Origin of the sequence: Streptomyces sp. NPDC019937 (genome assembly GCF_040631655.1) — a bacterium.
GTDB lineage: Bacteria > Actinomycetota > Actinomycetes > Streptomycetales > Streptomycetaceae > Streptomyces.
Map to the genome: position 1 here is coordinate 1 of NZ_JBEYAL010000020.1, position 20,379 is coordinate 20,379.

Here is a 20,379-nt window from a genome sequence, read left to right on the forward strand (position 1 = left end):
ACGCGGGTTGCGAGGCTCCCCCAGCTACCGCTGGGAGGTGCCCCCTGCACCAGACGCCGCTCGCTGATCCGGCCTGATCCACACGACACCCCCTAAAACGGCTTGAACGACTCGTACTCCTCCTCGGCGTCGTCCCGCTCCATGTCCCGGTCGCGGCGCCGCTGCGCCGCCGGGCGGGGGGCCTCGAAGCGGTGGTCCTCACCACGGCGGCCCAGCATCTCGGCACCGGCCGCGAGCGTCGGCTCCCAGTCGAAGACGACCGCGTTGTCCTCGGGGCCGATGACGACCTCGTCGCCCGCGTGGGCGCCCGCCTTCACCAGCTCCTCCTCGACGCCGAGGCGGTTCAGCCGGTCGGCGAGATAGCCGACGGCCTCGTCGTTGTTGAAGTCGGTCTGGCGGACCCAGCGCTCGGGCTTCTCGCCCACGACGCGGTAGAAACCGTCCTCGACGACGACCTTGAAGCCCGCGTCGTCCACGGCCTTCGGGCGGATGACGATCCTGGTCGCCTCCTCCTTCGGCTTGGCCGCGCGCGCTCGTCCGACGATGTCCGCGAGGGCGAACGACAGCTCCTTGAGGCCGAGATGGGCGATGGCCGAGGCCTCGAAGACCTGGTAGCCGCGGGCCTCCAGGTCCGGGCGGATGATGTCGGCGAGGTCCTTGCCGTCGGGGATGTCGACCTTGTTGAGGACGACGAGCCGGGGCCGGTCCTCCAGGCCGCCGTACTCGGCGAGTTCGGCCTCGATGACATCGAGATCGGTCAGCGGGTCGCGCTCGGACTCCAGGGCCGCGGTGTCCAGGACGTGCACCAGCACCGAGCAGCGCTCCACATGGCGCAGGAACTCCAGGCCGAGGCCCTTGCCCTGGCTGGCGCCCGGGATCAGACCGGGCACGTCCGCGATGGTGTAGACGGTCGAACCGGCCGTCACCACGCCGAGGTTGGGGACCAGGGTGGTGAAGGGGTAGTCGGCGATCTTCGGCTTGGCGGCCGAGAGCACCGAGATCAGCGAGGACTTGCCGGCGCTCGGGTAGCCGACGAGGGCCACGTCCGCGACGGTCTTCAGCTCCAGGACCACGTCCCCGGCGTGGCCCGGCTCGCCCAGCAGCGCGAAGCCGGGGGCCTTGCGGCGGGCCGAGGCGAGGGCCGCGTTGCCGAGGCCGCCACGGCCGCCCTGGGCGGCGATGTAGGTGGTGCCCTCGCCGATCAGGTCGGCGAGCACGTTGCCCTTCTTGTCGAGGACGACGGTGCCGTCCGGGACCGGCAGGACCAGGTCGCTGCCGTCCTTGCCGGAGCGGTGGCCGCCCTCGCCGGGCTTGCCGTTGGTGGCCTTGCGGTGCGGGCTGTGGTGGTACTCGAGGAGCGTGGTGACCGACTGGTCGACGACCAGGATCACATCGCCGCCGCGGCCGCCGTTTCCGCCGTCCGGGCCGCCGAGGGGCTTGAACTTCTCGCGGTGCACGGAGGCGCAGCCGTGGCCTCCGTTACCCGCGGCGACGTGCAGCTCGACGCGGTCCACGAAGGTGGTCATGACGGGTGCCTCCAGTTGCGTACGGGGTCGGTGTGTCGTCGTTACCTGGGTAACGCGCCGAGGGCGGACCCGCTTCCCCGTCACGGGAAAGAGCGGTCCGCCCTCGGAAAGGTGTGTGGCGTCGTGCCGGTGCCGGAATTACTCGGCGACCGGAACGATGTTCACGACCTTGCGGCCACGGTGGGTGCCGAACTGCACCGCACCGGCGGCCAGCGCGAACAGCGTGTCGTCGCCGCCGCGGCCGACGCCCGTGCCCGGGTGGAAGTGCGTGCCGCGCTGGCGGACGAGGATCTCACCCGCGTTGACGGCCTGGCCGCCGAAGCGCTTGACCCCGAGCCGCTGGGCGTTGGAGTCGCGACCGTTCCGAGTGGACGATGCGCCCTTCTTGTGTGCCATGTCTCCTCAGTCCCTTACTTCGCAGCCGAGTCGATGCCGGTGATCTTCAGCGCGGTGTGCAGCTGGCGGTGGCCGATCCGCTTCCGGTAACCGGTCTTGTTCTTGTACTTCAGGATGTCGATCTTGGCACCCTTGTGGTGGTCAACGACCTCGGCGTGAACCTTCACACCGGCCAGGACCCACGGGTCGCTGGTGACGGCATCGCCGTCGACAACGAGCAGAGTCGAGAGCTCGACGGTGTCGCCGACCTTGCTGGTGCCGATCCGGTCGACCTCGATGACATCGCCCACGGCTACCTTCTGCTGGCGGCCGCCGGTGCGCACGATTGCGTACACGCGGTTCTCACTCTCTCGCTAGTAAACGGGACCTCTGATGCCAGCCGCTCCACATGACCCCACGAAGGTCATGACAACCGAGTGATTCCCCGAGCGATGGCTCGCGGTTCAGCATCGGCCGAGCGGCCTCTCCCGCGGAGCGGGAGGGATGTGCTCAGGGGCTTGGCGTAAGACGCCGAGGGTCAAGGTTACCAGAGCCCGGAGGGCACCTACGCACGTGCGTAGGTGCCCTCCGGGCTCATGCCGTACCGCTCAGTCGTCGGCGGCGGCCGAGACCGACCGCGGCGTCTGCTGCTCCGCCGCCGCGGTCTTCTTCGACGCCGCCTTCTTGGCGGTCGTCTTCTTCGCCGTCGTCTTCTTCGTGGTCGTCTTCTTGGCCGCGGTCGTCTTCGACGCGGTCTTCTTCGCGGCGGTCTTCTTCGCGGCCGTCTTCTTCGCCGGCGCCTTCTTGGCCGTCTTACGGGCCGTCTTCTTCGCCGGCGCCTTGGCCTCGCCGTCCGCCGCCTCGCCGTCGGCCCCAGCCCCGCCGTCGGCCGGCTTCTCGCCGTCCGCCGTGGCCCCGCCCTCGGTGGGCGCCGCCGCCGGCTCGCCGGCCTCCGGCTTCGGCTCGGTGGCGGGAGCGCTGACGACCACCACGGCGGCGTCGTCGGAGCCCGTCGGCGAGCCCGCCGGAGCGGACACCTTACGGGTCGCCCGGCGGCGCGCACGCGGCGCGGGAGCGGCCTCCTCGGCGGCCTCCGGCCCGGCCGTCTCCGGCTCGGGGGCGGGAGTGGCGGCCTCGGCCGCCTCGGCGGGCGCCTCCGGCTTCGGCTCGTCCGCGACGACGACCACGGCCTCCGGCTGCTCGGCGCTCTTCGGGGCGCCCGCGGGGGCGGACGCCTTGCGCGTCGCCCGGCGCCGGCTGCGCCCGCGGCCCGCGGCGGCCTCGGCCTCGGCGGCGCTGCTGTACAGCTCCTCGTCGGCCGCGAAGACGGGCTCCGGCAGCGCCTTCGGCTCGGCGATCTCCGCCGCGACCTCCTCGGCGGCCTCGACGACCGTCTCGGCGTCGGCCACGGAGGTCTCCTCCGGCGCGGGCGCCTGCTGGCCGCCCTTCTTCTTCTTGCGCTTGCCGCCGCCACCGCCGCCGGCCACCGCCGGCTGGTCCATGTGGACGATCACGCCGCGGCCGTTGCAGTGGACACAGGACTCGGAGAACGACTCCAGCAGGCCCTGGCCGACCCGCTTGCGGGTCATCTGGACCAGGCCCAGCGAGGTGACCTCCGCCACCTGGTGCTTCGTACGGTCACGGCCCAGACACTCCAGCAGCCGCCGCAGCACCAGATCGCGGTTGGACTCCAGCACCATGTCGATGAAGTCGATCACGATGATGCCGCCGAGGTCGCGCAGCCGCAGCTGGCGCACGATCTCCTCGGCCGCCTCCAGGTTGTTCCTGGTGACCGTCTCCTCCAGGTTGCCGCCCTGGCCGGTGAACTTGCCGGTGTTGACGTCGACCACGACCATCGCCTCGGTCCGGTCGATCACCAGCGAGCCGCCGCTGGGCAGCCAGACCTTGCGGTCCAGCGCCTTCATCAGCTGCTCGTCGATCCGGTACGTGGCGAAGACGTCGACGTCCGAGTTCCACTTCTGCAGCCGGTCGGCGAGGTCGGGCGCGACGTGCGAGACATAGCCGTGGATGGTCTGCCAGGCGTCCTCACCGCTCACGATGACCTTGGAGAAGTCCTCGTTGAAGATGTCGCGGACGACCCGGACCGTCATGTCCGGCTCCCCGTAGAGGAGCGTCGGCGCGTTGCCGCCCTTCGCCTTCTTCTTGATCTCCTCCCACTGCGCCTGCAGCCGCTGGACGTCGCGGGCCAGCTCGTCCTCGCTCGCGCCCTCCGCGGCGGTGCGGACGATCACGCCCGCGTCCTCGGGGACGATCTTCTTGAGGATCTGCTTCAGCCGGGCGCGCTCGGTGTCGGGCAGCTTGCGGCTGATGCCCGTCATCGAGCCCTCGGGGACGTACACCAGGTAGCGGCCGGGCAGGGAGACCTGGCTGGTGAGCCGGGCGCCCTTGTGACCGATCGGGTCCTTGGTGACCTGCACGAGCACGGACTGCCCGGACTTCAGCGCGGTCTCGATGCGGCGCGGCCCGTTGGACAGCCCCAGCGCCTCGAAGTTGACCTCGCCCGCGTACAGCACGGCGTTGCGGCCCTTGCCGATGTCGACGAAGGCGGCCTCCATCGACGGCAGCACGTTCTGGACCTTGCCCAGGTAGACGTTGCCGACGTAGCTGGTGGCCTGCTCCTTGTTGACGAAGTGCTCGACGAGGACGTTGTCCTCCAGCACGCCGATCTGGGTGCGCTCGCCGTTCTGCCGGACGACCATCACCCGCTCGACCGCCTCGCGGCGGGCCAGGAACTCGGCCTCGGTGATGATCGGCACCCGGCGGCGGCCCTGCTCGCGGCCCTCGCGGCGGCGCTGCTTCTTGGCCTCCAGACGCGTCGACCCCTTGATCGACTGCACCTCGTCGGAGCTGGTCTCTTCCTTCTTACGGGGCTCACGGACCTTGACGACCGTACGCTCCGGGTCGTCACCGCCCGACTCCGCCTCGGCGGCGTCCCCGCTGCGACGGCGGCGACGGCGACGGCGACGGCTGCTGCTGGAGCCGCCACCGGCGGACTCACCGGCCTCGGCGCCCTCTTCGTCGGCGTCCTGCTCCTCGCCGGTCTCGCCCTCGGCCTGTGCCTCGTCCTCGAAAGCCTCGCCGTCCTCGCCCTCGGAACGGCCCTCGGCGCCCTCGGCGTCGGCGGCCTCGCCCCGGCGGCGGCGACGGCCGCCCCGGCGACGGCGGCGGGCCGGGCGGTCACCCGACTCCTCGTCGCCCTGCTCACGGTCGGCCGCGCGGCCGTCCTGCTCGGCGTCCTCGGCGGTGGCGCGCTCCTCGGCCTCCGCCGGGCGCTGCTCCTCGGCGGGCTCGCCCCGGCGGCGACGGCGGCGACGGCCCGCGGCGGGGGCCACCGGCTCGGCGGCCGCCGTCTTGTCCTGCGCCACGGTCTCGTCGTCCTCGTCGACCTCGGCGGACTCCTCCAGGGCGGACGCGGCGGCCTCGGCGGCGGCGCTCTCCGGGGTCTGGAAGACCGGCTCGGTGAAGACGGGTGCCTGGAAGACGGCTGTCGGCGGGCGCACGGCGCGGCGGCGGCCTCCGCGCGGCGCGGGCTCCGGCTCGGCCTCGGGCTCGGCGGCCTCCGCGGCCCGCGGCTCGGGCTGCTCCTCGGCGGCGGCCGTCTTGCGCGTGGCACGGCGGCGGGTACGGGAGCGCGGCTCCTCCGCGCTCTCCTCCGCGGCCGGGGCCTCGGGGGTCGCCGCAGCGGCCTCGGCGGGCTGTTCGGCGGCCTCGGCCGGGGCGGCGGCCTCGGCTGCGGCGGCGGTCGTCTTCCGAGTGGCCCGGCGGCGGGTGCGCGGCGCCGGAGCGGCCTCCGCGGAGGCCTCGGCCTCGGCGGCCGCGGGCTCGGCCGGGGCGGTCTCCCCTGCGCTCGGCTCGTCGTCGGCGGCCTGCGGGCCACCGGCCGGGGCGGTCGCCTTACGGGCGGCACGGCGGCGCGTACGGCCACGGGGTGCCTCGTCGGCCGGGGCGTCGGCTGCGACTGCCGCTGGGGCGGTGTCCTCGTCGCCACTGCCACCAGCGGCCGCCGCAGACGACGCGTCCACGTCGGCGGGCTCCGCCTGCGGGGCACCCTCCGGAGCGACGGCCTTGCGCGTCGCACGGCGGCGGGTACGGGGCGCCGGGGCGGGCTCGGCGGCGGCCTCGACGGGCGCCCCGACGGGCGCGGCGGCCTCGGCGACGGGCTCCTCCACCGGCACCACCGTCTCGGCGGCCTCCGGCGCTCCGGCCGGGGCGGTCGCCTTACGGGTGGCCCGGCGGCGCGAACGGGCGGGCGGAGCGGGCTCGGCGGCGGGCTCCGGGTCGGGGGCCGGGGCCCCGGCGGCCCGGGGCGCGTCCGCCGGAACCACGGTCTCCGCGGCCTCCGGCGCACCCGCCGGTGCGGCCGTCTTGCGCGTCGCACGGCGGCGCGAACGGGCGGGCGGAGCGGCGGAACCGGTGTCACCGTCGGAGACGGCGGACGCCTCCCCGGCGACCATGGCGGCGCCGGCGGCGATCGACTCGGCCGGTATGGCCGGTACGGCTGGTGTGGTCACCTCGGCGTCACCCACGGTGCCCACCGGAGGGCCGGCGGGCCGGGAGGCCGCGCGGCGGCGGCGCGGCGGCAGGGTGTCACTGGGTGAGGTCGGATCCCCGGAGGCGGCGGCGCGCGGCGCGGCTTGTCCCTGGGGCTGGATGGGTTCGGTCGGCTCAATGGGCTCGAGCATGCGGGCGGTTCTCCCGTCACGCTCCCGGGCGCCGCGCCTGTTTCCGGCCGGGCCCCGCGCGCTGCGCGGTGTCCGCCGTCCGGGGCGCGGGCGCCGCACGGGAGCTGTCGTATCGCTCGCCGGGCCGGTTTTCAGGGCCGGGACCGGCGAAAGTCTCCTGGTCAGTGCGCCTGCCGGACCCGGGTGGCTCCCAAGTGCCTGGGCGGCGCATCGACGGCGGTCCTTACGCGGAACCTTCCGGCGCCGCCATCGCGGCGGTCAGCTCGGCGGCCGTGGGTGGGGCGGCCTGAACTGCCTCGCGATCGGGCGCGAGCGGGTCGGTCACCGTGCCGGACTCCTCATCGAGCAGCCCCTGCGCCAGCCTGGTCACCGCTGCGGGGACCGGCGGCGCCAGGTCGGCCGTAGCGCGGAGACCGGACAGGACGTCGTCGGGTCGCACGGCAGGTGTCAGATGCCGTACTACCAGCCGCAGTATCGCACAGCCATCGTCGCCTGGCCTATCGCCCCGACCTGCGACCGCTTCCAGGCGGGCCACCGCGGCGCGGGCGTCGAAGGTGCGCATGCCGTTTTTCGTCCGGCGCTCGACCTCGACGGTCTCGGCCTCCAGGAAGGCGGCCACGGCCCGTTCGGCCTCCGCCGGGGCGACCCGGTCGAGCCGGATCTCCCACACGGACGCCTGGAGCCGGTCGGCGAGCCCGGAGGTGCGCGCCTCGACGGCGTCGATGATGTCGAGCCCGGAGGGCATCGACTCGTCGAGCAGCCCGCGCAGCGTCTCGGGGTCCCGCGCCTCGGTGAGCTGGATCTCCAGGTACTCGGCCTCACTGCCGGTGCCGGTGGGGGCGGCATTGGCGTACGACACCTTGGGGTGCGGGGTGAAGCCCGCCGAGTACGCCATGGGCACCTCGGCGCGGCGCAGCGCCCGCTCGAAGGCGCGCTGGAAGTCGCGGTGGCTGGTGAACCGGAGGCGGCCGCGCTTGGTGTAACGCAAACGGATGCGCTGCACCGCGGGTGCGGGCGGCGGGCCTTCGGGCTGTCGCTTGCCCAGGGGACTGCTCCTTGTTGCTTCTTCTGGTGTCTTTTCGCTTGTCGCGCACGGGCCGTGCGGCCCGTGCGCCTTCCAGCGTACTTTGTGACCGGCCGGTTGCCCGAGGGCTACTGCACGACCGACAGCGGCAGCAGCTTGCGGCCGGTGGGGCCGATCTGGATGGACGTGTCCATCTGCGGGCAGACGCCGCAGTCGAAGCACGGGGTCCAGCGGCAGTCCTCGACCTCGGTCTCGTCGAGCGCGTCCTGCCAGTCCTCCCACAGCCAGTCCTTGTCGAGACCGGAGTCGAGGTGGTCCCAGGGCAGGACCTCTTCGTAGGTGCGCTCGCGGGTGGTGTACCAGTCGACGTCGAGACCGAAGTCGGGCAGGGTGCGCTCGGCGCACTCCATCCAGCGGTCGTAGGAGAAGTGCTCGCGCCAGCCGTCGAAGCGGCCGCCGTCCTCGTAGACGGCGCGGATGACGGCGCCGACCCGGCGGTCGCCGCGCGAGAGCAGGCCCTCGACGATGCCGGGCTTGCCGTCGTGGTAGCGGAAGCCGATCGAGCGGCCGTACTTCTTGTCGCCGCGGATCCTCTCGCGCAGCTTCTCCAGCCGGGCGTCCGTGTCCTCGGCGCTGAGCTGCGGCGCCCACTGGAACGGGGTGTGCGGCTTGGGGACGAATCCGCCGATCGAGACGGTGCAGCGGATGTCGTTCTTGCCGGACACCTCACGGCCCTTGGCGATCACCTTGGTCGCCATCTCGGCGATCTGGAGCACGTCGTCGTCGGTCTCGGTCGGCAGGCCGCACATGAAGTACAGCTTCACCTGCCGCCAGCCGTTGCCGTACGCGGTGGACACCGTACGGATCAGGTCCTCTTCCGAGACCATCTTGTTGATGACCTTGCGGATGCGCTCGGAGCCGCCCTCGGGGGCGAAGGTGAGGCCCGAGCGGCGGCCGTTGCGGGTCAGCTCGTTGGCCAGGTCGATGTTGAAGGCGTCCACCCGGGTCGACGGCAGGGACAGCCCGATCTTGTCTTCCTCGTACCGGTCGGCGAGGCCCTTGGCGATGTCGCCGATCTCGGTGTGGTCGGCGGAGGAGAGCGACAGCAGTCCGACCTCCTCGAAACCCGTGTTCTTGAGGCCCTTGTCGACCATCTCGCCGATGCCGGTGATGGAGCGCTCCCGCACCGGGCGGGTGATCATGCCCGCCTGGCAGAAGCGGCAGCCGCGGGTGCAGCCGCGGAAGATCTCCACCGACATCCGCTCGTGCACGGTCTCGGCGAGCGGCACCAGCGGCTGCTTCGGGTACGGCCACTCGTCGAGGTCCATGACGGTGTGCTTGGAGACCCGCCACGGCACGCCCGAGCGGTTCGGCACGACGCGGGAGATCCGGCCGTCGGCCAGGTACTCCACGTCGTAGAACTTCGGCACGTAGATGCTGCCGGTGCGGGCGAGGCGGAAGAGCAGCTCGTCGCGGCCGCCCGGACGGCCCTCGGCCTTCCAGGCGCGGATGATCTCGGTCATCTCCAGGACGGCCTGCTCGCCGTCGCCGATCACCGCGCAGTCGATGAAGTCCGCGATCGGCTCCGGGTTGAACGCGGCGTGGCCGCCCGCGACCACGACCGGGTGGTCGACGGTGCGGTCGGCGGCGTCCAGCGGGATACCGGCGAGGTCCAGCGCGGTGAGCAGGTTGGTGTAGCCCAGCTCGGTCGAGAAGGAGACGCCGAAGACGTCGAAGGCGGAGACGGGCCGGTGCGCGTCCACGGTGAACTGCGGCACCTTGTGCTCGCGCATCAGCTCTTCGAGGTCAGGCCAGACGCTGTAGGTGCGCTCGGCGAGCACGCCCTCGCGCTCGTTGAGCACCTCGTAAAGGATCATGACGCCCTGGTTGGGCAGCCCGACCTCATAGGCGTCCGGGTACATGAGCGCCCAGCGGACGTCGCACTCCTCCCATGGCTTGACCGTGGAGTTCAGCTCGCCGCCGACGTACTGGATCGGCTTCTGCACATGGGGGAGAAGGGCCTCAAGCTGTGGGAAGACCGACTCGACAGACATCAGTAACCTTCGTGCGCGGACAGGGGTGACCCTCAAGCGTACCGGTCCCGTCCGGGCCGGAACGCCACGGTCAGGTCTCCAGCGCCGCCCGGTGCTCCGGGCGGGAGACCTCGGCCCACAGACCGGGCAGTTCGCGCTCGCGGGCGGCCGCGCGGGCCTCCTCGCGGCCGTAGAGCAGGCCGATGGTGAAGGTGGACTCCCCCGCCGCGTGCGCCTGGATCGCCAGTTCGCGCAGCGCCTCGCGCGCGACCACGCTGTCCTGGTGGTCGCCGAGCAGTTCCTGCACCTCGGTCATGAGCCGGGCGAACGCCTTCGCGGGCGGGCCGAGCACCGGGCGGGCGGCCTCGGCGGCGTAGCGGGCCCGCTTGGCGTCCTTGCGGGCCGTGTGCAGGACGACGTCGCGGTCGGGCCCGGAGGGGGCGTCCAGGGCCGGGCCGAGACGGTCCGCGAGCCGTTCGTAGTCGCGCAGCACGGCCTTGCGGATCACCTCGGCGGCCGGGCGGGCGGCGGCGGGGCGCAGCGGCGGGTCGGCCAGGAGCGCGTCGAGGGTGTCGAGGAGGGCGAGGTAGCGCGTCCCGTCCAGGACGCCGATCAGCCGGTCGCGGGAGCCGGTGCGGCGGGCGTGCGACCAGATCTCCAGCCGGGCGGCGATGGGTCCGAGCCGCAGTTCGACGGGCACCTCGGCGAGCCGTTCGGCGATGCGCGCGGTGAGCACTTCGCGGTCCCGGTCGATGCCCAGCTCGGCGGCCAGCCACTTCAGCTCGGCGCCGATGGGGTCGGTGACGGTGCGGTCCAGGACCTTGCGGTACGAGCGGAAGGCGCTGCGCAGCCGGCGGGTGGCGACCCGCATGCGGTGCACGGAGTCGGGGGTGTCCAGGCGTACGGCGGGGTCGAGGGTGACGATCGCGGTGATCTGACGGCGTACGTAGTCCAGGATGGCGTCCCCCGCGGTGGCCGCGGCCTTCTTGCCGGCCTTCTTCCCGCTCTTCTTCCGGCCGGACTTCTTGTCGCGCTTTCCGGGCTTCCGGCCTTCCCCGTGCGGGCCGGTTTCGGCCAGGGCGCGGGCGAGCTTGGAGGGGAGGTCGGCGCGGCGCAGCCCGGCGTCCATCAGATGCGGTTCCAGGGTGTCGAGGAACGCGGGGTCGCCGCCCTCGGCCAGCTCCACCTCGACCTCGGTCCAGGTCACCGGGTCGCCGGGGGCCGGGGCCAGCCGGCGGGCGGTGACCCGGTCGGCGGACAGCTCGGCGAGCAGGGTGCCGTCGCCGTCCAGGAGGTGCCGGACGGTGCGCTCCGACAGCAGGTGGACGAGGGGGACGAGGCCGTGGCCGCGGACGCGGGAGCGCACGAGGCCCGCGAGGTGGGCGGGCAGCGCGTCCGCGAGCGGGGCGCGGATCTCGTCCCGTACGTCGGGGCCCACCGGCAGCTTGAGGTGCCAGCCCGCGTCGCCGCCCCCGGTGCGGCGGCGCAGGGTGATGCCGTCGGCGGCGAGCCGCTGCCCGGGAGTGTCGTGGTACGTGGCGTCGAGCGTGACGACGCCCTCGTCCCTGACCTGCGCGATTCCGGCGACCCCGGCCAGTTCGGGGAGGCCGCCGGACGGGGCGCCGTCATCGGTGGCCTCGTACTTGCGTTCGATTTCCCGCATCATGTCCACCATGACGTGAATGTAGTCGCCCGGGACGTCCGGCGGGAGTCCCCCGCGTCCGGGTCAGGCCGATACGGGCCGTTGCACCCGGATCGACTGGAGCAGCCCGATTCCGATCCATACGGCGAACATCGACGAGCCGCCGTAGGAGACGAACGGCAGCGGCAGACCGGCCACCGGCATGATGCCCAGCGTCATGCCGATGTTCTCGAACGACTGGAACGCGAACCAGGCGATGATTCCGGCCGCGACGACCGTCCCGTACAGCTCGGTGGTGCCCCGGGCGATCCGGCAGGCGCGCCACAGGACGACGCCCAGCAGCACGATGATCAGGCCCGCGCCGAGGAAGCCCAGCTCCTCCCCCGCGACCGAGAAGACGAAGTCCGTCTGCTGCTCGGGCACGAACTGGCCGGTGGTCTGGGTGCCGTGGAAGAGCCCCTTGCCGGTGAGACCGCCCGAACCGATCGCGATGCGTGCCTGGTTGGTGTTGTAACCGACGCCCGCCGGGTCCAGGGCGGGGTTGGCGAAGGCGGCGAAGCGGTCGATCTGGTACTGGTCGAGGATGTGCAGCTGCCAGATCAGCAGGGCGCCGACCACCGCGGTGGCGATCAGCCCGGCGATCCAGCGGTTGGACGCGCCGGAGGCGAGGAGCACCGCGAGCACGATCACCGCCATGACCATCACCGAACCGAGGTCCGGCATCAGCATCACGATCGCGATGGGCAGCGCGGCCAGGCCGAGCGCCTGGACGACGGTGCGGTGGTCGGGGGTGAGCCGGTCGCCCGCGTCCACCCGCGCGGCCAGCAGCATCGACATGCCCAGGATGATCGTGATCTTGGCGAACTCGCCGGGCTGGAGGGAGAACCCGGCGCCGATCACGATCCAGGCGTGGGCGCCGTTGATGGTCGAGCCCAGCGGGGTGAGGACGGCGAGGACGAGGATGACGGACAGGCCGTACAGCACCGGCACCGCGCCGCGCAGGGTGCGGTGGCCGAGCCAGATGGTGCCGATCGCGAGCAGCAGCCCGATGCCGGTGTTCAGGGCGTGCCGGACCAGGAAGTAGTACGGATCGCCCTGGTTCAGCTCGGTGCGGTTGCGGGTCGCCGAGTAGACCAGCAGGGTGCCGATCGCGGACAGCGCGAGGCAGCTGAGCAGCAGCACCCAGTCCAGGCGGCGCACGAGCGAGTCGCGCGCCATGAGCTTGCGCCAGGTGCCGCGCTCGGGGGTGAAGCGGGGGACGGAGTAGCCGTGGGTCGACGCGCTCACTGCTGCGCACCTCCCCGCCGCCTGGTGTCACCCAGCAGGGAGAGCGGCTTGCCCACCGGCTGGGCCTCGATCGAGCCGTCGGAGGAGATCTTGGGGAGGGCAGCCTGCGGCTTGGGCAGCAGCGCCTTCTTCTCGTCGATCTTGCCCTTGCCGTCGACCCCGTACAGCGCGTTGTAGATCTTGCGGACGGCCGGACCGGAGGCGCCGGAGCCGGTGCCGCCCTGCGAGATCGTCATGACGACCGAGTAGTCCTTGGTGTAGGTCGCGAACCACGAGGTGGTCTGCTTGCCGTAGACCTCGGCGGTACCGGTCTTGGCGTGCATCGGGATCTTGTCCTGCGGCCAGCCCTGGAACCGCCAGGCGGCGGTGCCCCGGGTGGCGACGCCCGCGAGCGCCTGGTCGATCTGTTCGCGCGTCTGCCCCTTCATCGGGAGCTTGCCGTGCGCTTTGGGCTTGATCTCCTGGATGTGCTTGCCGTCCGGGCTGACGATCGCCTTGCCGACGGTCGGGTCGTAGAGCGTGCCGCCGTTGCTGATCGCCGCGTAGATGGTGGCCATCTGGATCGGGGTGACGAGCGTGTCGCCCTGGCCGATCGAGTAGTTCACGGAGTCACCGGCGCGCATCTTCATGCCTTCGAGGCAGTTCTCGTAGGAGAGGCGCTCGGTGTAGTTCCCGTTCTTCTTGCCGTTCTTGCACCAGGCGTCCTTGTTGGCCTTCCAGAAGTCCTTCTTCCACTGGCGGTCCGGGACGCGGCCGCTGACCTCGTTGGGGAGGTCGACGCCGGTCTCCTTGCCGAGGCCGAACTGGTGGGCGGTCTTGTAGAACCAGTCCCCCGGGTGCTTCTTGGGCTTGTTGCCGCCGTCCTTCTTCCACTCGTCGTAGGCGAGGCGGTAGAAGACGGTGTCGCAGGAGACCTCCAGCGCGCGGCCGAGGCTGATCCCGCCGTAGTTCTCGGACTCGAAGTTCTTGAAGACCTGGCCGCCGATGCTGAAGGAGCTGGTGCACGGGTAGGGCCCGTTGAAGCCGTATCCGGCGTTGACCGCGGCGGTCGTCGGGATCACCTTGAAGATCGAGCCGGGGGCCGCCTGACCCTGGATCGCCCGGTTCAGCAGCGGGTAGTTGCTGTCCTTGCCGGTGAGCTTCTTGTAGTCCTTGCCGGAGATGCCGCCGACCCAGGCGTTGGGGTCGTAACTGGGGTTGGACGCCATCGCCACCACCCGGCCGGTCTTGGCCTCCATGACCACGACCGAGCCCGAGTCCGCCTTGTACTTCCGGCCGGTGTTGCGGTCGTACTGCTTGCGGGCGTCCTTCATCGCCTGGTCCAGCTCCTTCTCCGCGACCGCCTGGACGCGTGCGTCGAGGCTGGTGACGACGTTGTCGCCGGGCCGGGCCCGCTGGCTCTCCCGCTGGCCGATGACGCGGCCGAGGTTGTCGACCTCGTAGCGGGTCACCCCGGCCTTGCCGCGCAGCTTGCTGTCGTACTCGCTCTCCAGCCCGTTGGAGCCGACCTGGTCGGAGCGGAGCAGCGGCGACTTGGTGTGCTCGGCCTTCTTGATCTGCTCGTCGGTCACCGGCGAGAGGTAGCCGAGCACCTGGGCGGCGTTGGAACCGGCCGGGGCGGCGTAGCGGCGCACGGCGGTGGGCTCGGCGCTGATCCCGGGGAAGTCCTCTTCGCGCTCGCGGATCTGGAGCGCCTGCTTGGCGCTGGCCTCGTCGGTGATCGGGATGGGCTGGTACGGGGAGCCGTTCCAGCAGGGCTGCGGGGTCTCGGCGTCACACAGCCGGACCTTGTCCTTGACGTCCTTGGGCTTCATGTGGAGGACGCCCGCGAGCCGGGTGAGGACGGCCTCGCCGTCGTCGGGCTCCTTCATCAGCGCGGTGCGGCTGGCGGAGACGACGAGCCGGGTCTCGTTGTCGGCGATCGGCACGCCGCGGGCGTCCAGTATCGAGCCGCGGACGGCCGGGTGGACGACCTGCTGGACGTGGTTGTTGGCGGCCTTCTCGGTGTATTCGTCGCCGTTGCGGATCTGCAGGTACCACAGCCGTCCGCCGAGGGTGAGCAGGAGCGAGAACACGATGATCTGGATGGCGACGAGGCGGACGGTGACCCGGGGAGTCCGTCCGGTCTCCGGAATATTGCTCATGGCGCTCCGTCGAGGGGGGAGGCGGGAGACGGGAGGACCGCGGGCGACCGGCGGGCGGCGGCGGTCGGCGGGGCGGCGGTGCTCACAGGCGCTTGACCCCCTTGAGCTTGACGCGGCCGTCCTTGACGCGGCCGGTCCGCTTCGTCGCCTTCGCCAGCAGGCCGCCGCCCTGACCGCCACCCAGGCCACCGCCCAGGCCGCCGAGCCGGGCGGCCCGGCCGGTACGGCGGAAGCGGCTCATCTTGCCGGCCCGGACGCTGCCCGCCGAGGTGATCCAGCGGGTGCCGCCGCCCTCGGTGCCGGTGCCGCCGGTGCTGTCGGCCATCCGGTCGTTCTCCCCGCGTCTGGCCAGCCCCATGATCAGCGGAACCGTGAAGGGCGCCAGCAGCAGGTCGTAGAGGGCGGCCGTGAACAGCAACTCGCCCAGGCCCACGTGGCGGGCCGCGTCGTCGCCGACGAGGATGCCGACCCCCGCGTACAGCAGGGTGGCGCCGATGGCCGCCGCGACGACCACCACCATCGGCCCGGTGGCCGACCGCAGCTGGCCGCTCTCGGGCTTGGCCAGCCCCGCCAGATAGCCGATGACGCACAGCACCAGGGCATAGCGCCCGGCGGCGTGATCGGCGGGCGGGGCGAGGTCGGCGAGCAGACCGGCGCCGAAGCCGACCAGGGCGCCGCCGGTGTGGCCGTAGACCAGCGCGAGGCCGAGGACGACGAGCAGCAGCAGATCGGGCACGGCGCCGGGCAGTTGCAGCCGGGCGAGGACGCAGATCTGGACGACGAGGGCGACGACGACGAGGACGGTGGACAGGAGGACACGGTTGAGGCGCAGCATCGGTCAGCTCCTGTTGGCCGGGCTCGTTGCGGTGGCGGAGGGGGTGGCCGTGACGGTGACCGTGGGCGCCGGCTTGGGCTTCGCGGGCTTGGGCGGCAGCACGGTGTCGCGCGGGTTGGAGCGCGGCGGCTGGACGACGACGCCGACGATGTCCAGCCTGCTGAACCGGACGTAGGGGCGCACCTGGAGGGTGCGGGTGAGGTCGCCGCCGGTGGGGTCGACGCGGACCACCTTGCCGACCGGGACGCCGGGCACGAACGGCTTGTCGGCCTGGGAGCCGAAGGTGACGAGCCGGTCCCCCTTCTTGATCTTGGCCTTGCCGTTGAGGAGCTGGACGTGCAGGGAGCGGTCGCCGCGTCCGGTGGCGAAGCCCAGCTCGCTGGACTTCTCCATCCGGGTGCCGACGGTGAAGTCGGGGTCGATGGCGAGCAGCACGGTGGAGGTGGAGGGGCCGACCGTGGTGACCCGGCCGACGAGTCCGTCGCCGTTGATGACGGTCTGGTCGCGCTGGATCCCGTCGTCGCTGCCGATGTCGAGGGTGACGGTCCAGGAGAAGCCCTGGGCGGCGCCGATGCCGATGACCTCGGCGCCCTTGATGCCGTACTGGCCGGTGCCGGCCACCTTGCGCAGCTTGTCGAGCTCGACGGTACGGGCGCGGTTGCGGTCGTCGCTGCCGAGCCGCTGCCTGAGTCTGGTGTTCTCCTGCTCCAGTTGGCTGATGCGGTCGTGCCGCTCGTCGGAGTCCCGGATCGCGGCGACGGCGTTGCCGACCGGATCGACGGCGCTCGCGACACCGTTCTCCACCGGGCCGAAGGCGGAAGCGGCGGCCTGACGGGCGCCGTCGAGGGGCGAGTCCTCGCCGCCGCGGATATCCACCGTGATCAGCGCGAACGCGATGGCGATCAGCAGAACCAGGAGCAGCCGGCTCTCTCGTGTGTCCCTCACGTGCGGCGACGTGCCTTCCTCGTCGAAGTCGGACCGGTCCCGATCTCGTTGTGGCCGTCCGGTCCTTAAGGAGCCTTATGCCTGTATATCAGCGGATCCGCCGATGCGCCGTACGGGCGACACACCGCCCGCACGGCCGATCCGCCTGGTTGTCATCTGCGCGGCTGGGCGTCCAGCACCTGCTGGAGCGCCTCGAATTCCTCCACGCACTTGCCGGAACCGAGCGCGACCGAGTCGAGCGGGTCCTCGGCGATGTGGATGGGCATGCCGGTCTCGCGGCGCAGCCGCTCGTCGAGGCCGCGGAGCAGCGCGCCGCCGCCGGTGAGCACGATGCCGCGGTCCATGACGTCGCCGGACAGCTCCGGCGGGCACTTGTCGAGCGTGGTCTTGACCGCGTCGACGATGGAGTTGACCGGCTCCTCCATGGCCTTGCGGACCTCGGCGGCGGAGATCACGACGGTCTTGGGGAGCCCGCTGACCAGGTCGCGGCCGCGGATCTCGGTGTGCTCCTCTTCCTCGCTCTCGAACGCCGAGCCGATCGTGATCTTGATGTTCTCGGCGGTGCGCTCGCCAAGGAGGAGGCTGTACTCCTTCTTGATGTGCTGGATGATCGCGTTGTCCAGCTCGTCGCCGGCCACCCGGATGGACTGGGCGGTGACGATGCCGCCGAGCGAGATGACGGCGACCTCGGTGGTGCCGCCGCCGATGTCCACCACCATGTTGCCGGTGGCCTCGTGGACCGGGAGGCCGGAACCGATGGCCGCGGCCATCGGCTCTTCGATGATGTGGACCTGGCGGGCGCCCGCCTGGGTCGACGCCTCGATGACAGCGCGGCGCTCGACTCCGGTGATTCCGGACGGAACGCACACGACCACCCGGGGACGGGCCAGATAGCGGCGCTTATGGATCTTCAGAATGAAGTACCGCAGCATCCGCTCGGTGATCTCGAAGTCGGCGATAACGCCGTCCTTGAGCGGACGCACGGCGACGATGTTGCCAGGGGTGCGGCCGATCATCTTCTTTGCCTCGGCGCCCACGGCGAGAATTCCGCCGGTGTTGGTGTTGATGGCGACGACGGATGGCTCGTTGAGGACGATCCCGCGGCCCCTGACGTACACCAGCGTGTTGGCGGTCCCGAGGTCGACAGCCATGTCACGGCCGATGAACGACATGTTGTTCCCCATGAGGATACGTCAGGCCTTCCCTGCTGGAGCGATTGCTTGCTTGAGGTCGGCAGGATGTGGTGCGCTGCGAGGCGCGGAAGCTTCATCGTAGTCACGCCCGCGCGAACACGCTGCGGGGGTCCTCCGCCATTGTCAGCAGAACACGAGCCCGCCCCCTCTAATGGTGACGTCGTGTCGCGGAGATGCGTTCCCCCGATCGGCTCGCATATGCCGAGGGGCGGCCGATAAATTCGACCGCCCCCAGGTCAGCAGGGGTGCGACCAGCTGATGATCGATCAGAGCGAGATCAGGTGGGATCAGGCGAGACCGGGAAAGAAAATCTTGATTTCCCGCTCGGCCGACTCTTCGGAGTCGGAGGCATGGATCAGATTTTCCCGAACGATGGTGCCGAAATCGCCACGGATGGAACCGGGCGCCGCGGCGATCGGGTCGGTCGGCCCGGCCAGCGCCCGGACGCCCTCGATCACACGCTCGCCCTCGACGACCAGCGCCACGGCCGGCCCGGAGGACATGAACTCGACCAGGGGCTCGTAAAAGGGCTTGCCGACGTGCTCGGCGTAGTGCTGCTCCAGCAGCTCACGGCCCAGCCGGCGCAGCTCCAGGGCGGAGATCGTCCACCCCGCCTTCTGCTCGATCCGGCCGAGAATCTCGCCCACCAGTCCGCGTCGTACGGCGTCGGGCTTGAGAAGGACGAGCGTGCGCTGGCTCACGGTGCGGGCTCCTTTGGGCAGTGACATGGAAGAACTGGCATGCGGGTGAAGCTGTGCGGCTGAGGCTACATGGGTGATCGCCGGCCACGTCACGCAGCGTCAGGCGACGCGGCGGAGGCCGCGGCGAACCGCTCCTTCGCCTGGTCGACCTTGCGGCCGAAGTGGACCGAGGCCCACCACAGCGCGGCGAAAACCACGCCGAGGAAGAACATGGTGGTCACCACGAAACCGCTCAGCACCAGCCCGATCTGCAGGGCCCAGCCGATCTGCACCGCCCCGGGGCGGCTCAGCATGCCGCACAGCAGTACACACAGTGCCATGGCGATACCGCAGACCGTCCAGACGGTGCCCATCGACAGGCCGGACACCTTCATCGCGACCAGCCCGGCGAAGCCGATCACGAAGAACTCACCGATCAGAGTGGAGGCGCACAGCGTCCGCATCTCAGCCCTTTCCCAGAAGCAGCCGGGCCTCGCCGACCGTGATGACCGACCCGGTGACCAGCACCCCCGCACCAGCGTATTCGCCCTCCTCCTCCGCGAGGGTGATCGCGGCCTCCAGGGCGTCGTCCAGCCGGGGCTCGACCTGCACGCGGTCGGAGCCGAACACCTCGACGGCGAGCCCGGCCAGCTCATCCGCGTCCATCGCGCGATGGCTGGAATTACGGGTCACCACGATTTCGGCGAAAATCGGCTCAAAGGCTTCCAATAGCCCCCGAACGTCCTTGCCGTCACTGGCCCCGACCACACCGATGAGGCGGCTGAAGTCGAACGCCTCGGTGACCGCCTCGGCCGCCGCCCGGGCGCCCCCGGGGTTGTGCGCGGCATCCAGCACCACGGTCGGGCTGCGGCGCACCACCTCCATCCGGCCCGGGGAGCTGACGGAGGCGAAGGCGGAGCGGATGGTGTCCAGGTCCAGCGGCCGGGCGTGCTGGGAGCCGACGCCGAAGAACGCCTCGACGGCGGCCAGCGCCACCGCCGCGTTGTGCGCCTGGTGGGCGCCGTGCAGCGGGAGGAAGATCTCGGGGTACTCACCGCCGAGGCCGCGCAGCGTCACCAGCTGGCCGCCGACCGCCACCTCGCGGGAGACCACCCCGAACTCCATGCCCTCGCGGGCCACCGTGGCGTCCACCTCGACGGCGCGCTTGAGCACCACGGACGCGGCCTCCACGGGCTGCTGCGCGAGCACCACCGTGGCGTCCTGCTTGACGATCCCGGACTTCTCGGCCGCGATCTCCTCCGTCGTGCCGCCGAGCCGGTCGGTGTGGTCCAGCGAGATCGGCATGATCACTGCGACGTCCGAGTCGATCACATTGGTGGCGTCCCAGGAGCCGCCCATGCCGACCTCGACGACGGCGATGTCCACCGGGGCGTCCGCGAAGGCCGCGTAGGCCATGCCGGTGAGCACCTCGAAGAACGACAGCCGGTACTGCTGCCGGTCGTCGACCATCTCGATGTACGGCGCGATGTCCTGGTACGTCTCGATGAAACGCTCGGCGGAGATCGGCGCCCCGTCCAGGCTGATCCGCTCGGTGACGGACTGCACGTGCGGGCTCGTGTAGCGGCCGGTGCGCAGCTCGAAGGAGCCCAGCAGCGCTTCGACCATGCGGGCGGTGCTGGTCTTGCCGTTCGTCCCGGTGATGTGGATCGAGGGGTAGGCGCGGTGGGGCGAGCCGAGGATGTCCAGCAGCGCCTCCATGCGCACCAGCGAGGGGTCGAGCTTGGTCTCCTCCCACCGCGTGGCCAGCTCCGCCTCCACCTCGCGCAGCGCGCGGTCCACCTCGGGGTCGGAGGGACGAGCCGGAATGCCGTCGCCCTGCGGCGGGCCCGACTGCGCGCGCAGCGTCCGGCTGCCCGCCTCGATCACCGCCAGATCGGGGTCGCGGTCGGTCTCGGCTCCGACGATGTCGTCGAATTCATCCGGCTCGTTCTGTTCGTCCGGTTGGTTCTGGGGGCGCTCGCTCACACGGAC

At 71.5% G+C, this 20,379-nt stretch carries 15 protein-coding genes; all 15 read right to left on the reverse strand.

The genetic code is table 11. From position 1 onward, the window contains the following. Nucleotides 1-92: 92 nt before the first annotated feature. Entirely contained in the window at nt 93-1,526 is a 1,434-nt protein-coding gene (obgE, locus tag ABZ562_RS20955; protein WP_361481652.1) for a GTPase ObgE, read from the reverse strand. A 138-nt stretch (nt 1,527-1,664) separates the two neighbouring features. After that, nucleotides 1,665-1,922: a 50S ribosomal protein L27 gene (gene rpmA / locus ABZ562_RS20960; protein ID WP_009717948.1), complete on the reverse strand. Its 258-nt coding sequence runs from the start codon at nt 1,920-1,922 to the stop codon at nt 1,665-1,667. A 14-nt stretch (nt 1,923-1,936) separates the two neighbouring features. Next, on the reverse strand, nt 1,937-2,257 hold the full coding sequence (gene rplU, locus ABZ562_RS20965; RefSeq protein ID WP_009717947.1) for a 50S ribosomal protein L21: 321 nt from the start codon (nt 2,255-2,257) through the stop codon (nt 1,937-1,939). A 252-nt stretch (nt 2,258-2,509) separates the two neighbouring features. Beyond that, nucleotides 2,510-6,604 (reverse strand): Rne/Rng family ribonuclease, encoded by a 4,095-nt coding sequence (locus ABZ562_RS20970; protein ID WP_361481656.1) that lies wholly within the window; start codon nt 6,602-6,604, stop codon nt 2,510-2,512. Nucleotides 6,605-6,827: 223 nt separating this feature from the next. Further along, complete coding sequence (locus tag ABZ562_RS20975; RefSeq protein ID WP_361481659.1) at nt 6,828-7,607, reverse strand: TIGR03936 family radical SAM-associated protein; 780 nt, start codon at nt 7,605-7,607, stop codon at nt 6,828-6,830. Nucleotides 7,608-7,756: 149 nt separating this feature from the next. Next, on the reverse strand, nt 7,757-9,682 hold the full coding sequence (locus ABZ562_RS20980) for a TIGR03960 family B12-binding radical SAM protein (protein ID WP_361481662.1): 1,926 nt from the start codon (nt 9,680-9,682) through the stop codon (nt 7,757-7,759). Nucleotides 9,683-9,752: 70 nt separating this feature from the next. Continuing rightward, nucleotides 9,753-11,336, reverse strand: a complete 1,584-nt coding sequence (locus ABZ562_RS20985; protein ID WP_361481665.1) for a CYTH and CHAD domain-containing protein — start codon at nt 11,334-11,336, stop codon at nt 9,753-9,755. 51 nt (nt 11,337-11,387) lie between these two features. Continuing rightward, nucleotides 11,388-12,521 carry a rod shape-determining protein RodA gene (gene rodA / locus ABZ562_RS20990; RefSeq protein ID WP_234357047.1) on the reverse strand — a complete coding sequence of 378 codons (1,134 nt, stop codon included), beginning with the start codon at nt 12,519-12,521 and terminating at the stop codon, nt 11,388-11,390. Nucleotides 12,522-12,586: 65 nt separating this feature from the next. After that, nucleotides 12,587-14,734 (reverse strand): penicillin-binding protein 2, encoded by a 2,148-nt coding sequence (gene mrdA, locus ABZ562_RS20995; protein WP_361481668.1) that lies wholly within the window; start codon nt 14,732-14,734, stop codon nt 12,587-12,589. A gap of 82 nt (nt 14,735-14,816) precedes the next feature. Next, nucleotides 14,817-15,566 carry a rod shape-determining protein MreD gene (mreD, locus tag ABZ562_RS21000; RefSeq protein WP_361481890.1) on the reverse strand — a complete coding sequence of 250 codons (750 nt, stop codon included), beginning with the start codon at nt 15,564-15,566 and terminating at the stop codon, nt 14,817-14,819. 6 nt (nt 15,567-15,572) lie between these two features. Then, entirely contained in the window at nt 15,573-16,514 is a 942-nt protein-coding gene (mreC, locus tag ABZ562_RS21005) for a rod shape-determining protein MreC (protein ID WP_361481671.1), read from the reverse strand. Nucleotides 16,515-16,666: 152 nt separating this feature from the next. Then, nucleotides 16,667-17,686 carry a rod shape-determining protein gene (locus ABZ562_RS21010; protein ID WP_039941926.1) on the reverse strand — a complete coding sequence of 340 codons (1,020 nt, stop codon included), beginning with the start codon at nt 17,684-17,686 and terminating at the stop codon, nt 16,667-16,669. A 308-nt stretch (nt 17,687-17,994) separates the two neighbouring features. Continuing rightward, nucleotides 17,995-18,408, reverse strand: a complete 414-nt coding sequence (ndk, locus tag ABZ562_RS21015; protein ID WP_179934270.1) for a nucleoside-diphosphate kinase — start codon at nt 18,406-18,408, stop codon at nt 17,995-17,997. An 89-nt stretch (nt 18,409-18,497) separates the two neighbouring features. Then, nucleotides 18,498-18,851 carry a DUF4233 domain-containing protein gene (locus tag ABZ562_RS21020; RefSeq protein ID WP_009717936.1) on the reverse strand — a complete coding sequence of 118 codons (354 nt, stop codon included), beginning with the start codon at nt 18,849-18,851 and terminating at the stop codon, nt 18,498-18,500. A gap of 1 nt (nt 18,852) precedes the next feature. Further along, nucleotides 18,853-20,373, reverse strand: coding sequence for a folylpolyglutamate synthase/dihydrofolate synthase family protein (locus ABZ562_RS21025; protein WP_361481676.1), 1,521 nt, complete (start codon nt 20,371-20,373; stop codon nt 18,853-18,855). Between the last annotated feature and the right edge of the window lie 6 nt (nt 20,374-20,379).